General features: G+C 51.6%; 4 protein-coding genes. 1 reads left to right on the top strand and 3 read right to left on the bottom strand.

The window, feature by feature from the left end:
• Positions 1-238 precede the first annotated feature (238 nt).
• The 3 genes from DMG62_25155 to DMG62_25145 form a co-directional block, all read right to left on the bottom strand.
• Positions 239-577, bottom strand: coding sequence for a hypothetical protein (locus DMG62_25155; GenBank protein PYY18938.1), 339 nt, complete (start codon positions 575-577; stop codon positions 239-241).
• 21 nt (positions 578-598) lie between these two features.
• Positions 599-970 carry a hypothetical protein gene (locus tag DMG62_25150; GenBank protein ID PYY18937.1) on the bottom strand — a complete coding sequence of 124 codons (372 nt, stop codon included), beginning with the start codon at positions 968-970 and terminating at the stop codon, positions 599-601.
• Between the two features lie 137 nt (positions 971-1,107).
• The gene (locus DMG62_25145) at positions 1,108-1,599 is read right to left on the bottom strand and encodes a hypothetical protein (protein ID PYY18936.1); all 492 of its coding nucleotides are present in this window, start codon (positions 1,597-1,599) and stop codon (positions 1,108-1,110) included.
• Between the two features lie 189 nt (positions 1,600-1,788).
• On the opposite strand from DMG62_25145, the gene DMG62_25140 reads away from it, so the two are divergent.
• Complete coding sequence (locus DMG62_25140; GenBank protein PYY18935.1) at positions 1,789-2,040, top strand: hypothetical protein; 252 nt, start codon at positions 1,789-1,791, stop codon at positions 2,038-2,040.
• Positions 2,041-2,079 lie beyond the last annotated feature (39 nt).

Here is a 2,079-nt window from a genome sequence, read left to right as displayed (position 1 = left end):
GAGCCTTGAAAGAGAACGAATTTTTTGACACCACGCGGCTCGTAACGAAGTCATTACTGGTCGGTTTCATCGAGACAGGATGCTATCGGAACGTAGAAGAGAGTCAAAGAACCTCTTGGAATTGAAGCGGCGATTCGCGCTTGCGGCAATGGTGCTTTAACGAGCAGGTGAGATTCTTTCGAAAACTCGACCCGCTGAACCGGCTTTGTCCTCAGAGAACCGGGAGTAAGCTCTCGACCTACTCAATCTCCGCAGTGATCTCACCGTTGACGTCCTTCAACGTGACTGTATCAGCGCCCGCAAGTTTCACCTTATCGAAGGTGACCGAGAGTCCTTCGTCGTCCACCAGGTTGAAATCCCAGGTTTCCGATTTTGCGTCATTTTTGAAGCGCACCTGGATCTTTCCCCCAGCAGCTAGCACTTTTCCGTCGAGAAGGATATTTGCGTCCCAATCCTTGTTGCTAGAATCGGTGATATAGAGACCTTCAAAGCTTCGGCCTGTCTGGTTCACCAGCGTGAAGTCGAGATCGGACGCAAATGCGATTGCGACGCTGAGTAGGAGCACGAAGAGAAACAAACGGAGTTTCATGACTGTGAATTACTTCTTGTTTTTCTTCACCTTGTGAGAGGTGGTCTTTTTGTAAACCGTGTGACCGTGTTGGTCCTTCACCTTCGTAGTCTTGAACACCTTGTTGCCTTTTCTCTTCTTGCTTGTTGATTCGTAATACCGCGGTTGGCGATAGATTTTTGGTTGGTTGAAGTACGGGTCGAAGTCGCCCGGATCGGATCGGTCGCCCACATACACGACGAATCCGCCGAAATCCAAAGCATGGCTTACTTTGGCAAAGCCCGTAAGAACAAAAGCCATGATTACCATCTGTAGGAGAGCGCGAAAGGTCACCTCAACGTTGTAGCAGGAGCATGTCGCCCAGTCAACGGCAAATTGGGCCTGCGCGACATCGCCGATCACCGACTGGAATTCTCTTCAATTCACGCGAACCGCACGGCCCTCTTTTGTCTGCTTACCGAATGATGAATGGTCCATCATATTCCTGAATTGGCTTCGGCTCATTTGTGCCGCGTTAACCGGCGAGAAGGGTAACGGTGTTACCAGTCTAACCCTGTGCGACACTTGTCTAACACGATGCTCAAGCCAGGAGGCTTGATATTGCGTGGCAGATCATCTCCTGTTTTCCAAGGCGGTGAAACTGGCCATCTATTAAGACGCTTATCTATCCTAATCTCGCGTTCTGTCGGCGGGTCTGAGGAGTATTGAATCACGGTAAGTATGCGGAATTCGGTTGCACGTTCGGTCAGCTTGAAGCAGACTAGATACGAGCTTCGATCACGCTCTACTCCAGCGCCTGGACCGGTGATTACAACATGAAAGAGATAAAAAGGCCAATCCTTGTCTACAATGTGTACCTTTTCAAAAGTCGCTGAGACCGGATGCGGCACACCATCCCACACTAACAACTGAGCTTGCCTGCGTGCAACCTCATCGTTGTTAACAACATCAAAAAGCCAGTCGAAACTTCCAGCGTGCGTTTGAAATGTGGCCACTGTTAGTGCGATCAGTGTAACAGCCAGCTGTCGCATAGGAGTTGCCATAGCCCCTAATTCGCCCGACTTCGTTGGTGACCGCCAGATAAGAAGGGAATCATGGAAATTCATTTTAGCGGGATGTGCGACGTGAGGCGAGCAGAAAACGATGGTAAACGATCAGTAAAACCGCACGCGGTGAGGCATTGAGAGATCGTGCTGACACTCTCATTGCCGTCCATAGATTTGGGCTGGGTCTCAGTCGTTGATTCTCGCGGACCGAAGAGCCTCAAAGAGCACCGCAAAGTGGAGAACTTGGAAGCCACCGTTGCGTGTCTCGCAGCAACCCTGAAGGAGCAGGCAGCGCAAATCCACAAAACGAACGCCCTCAGCCTGAAGCGAGCAAACCTGCGCCGCCAGTGGTCCACAATCCGTAAAGCGCATTACCGCCGCGCAATCACACCTTTCGTTGGAGACTCCCGTATCGCCCCCGCGTGAGCGAGAGAGGGAGCGGGAGTACCGAATGCGCCGCCAGCG

This window comes from Acidobacteriota bacterium (assembly GCA_003225175.1).
GTDB lineage: Bacteria > Acidobacteriota > Terriglobia > Terriglobales > Acidobacteriaceae > Gp1-AA112.
Note: the sequence above shows the minus strand (reverse complement) of the source record. Positions and strands in the feature narration are given on the sequence as shown.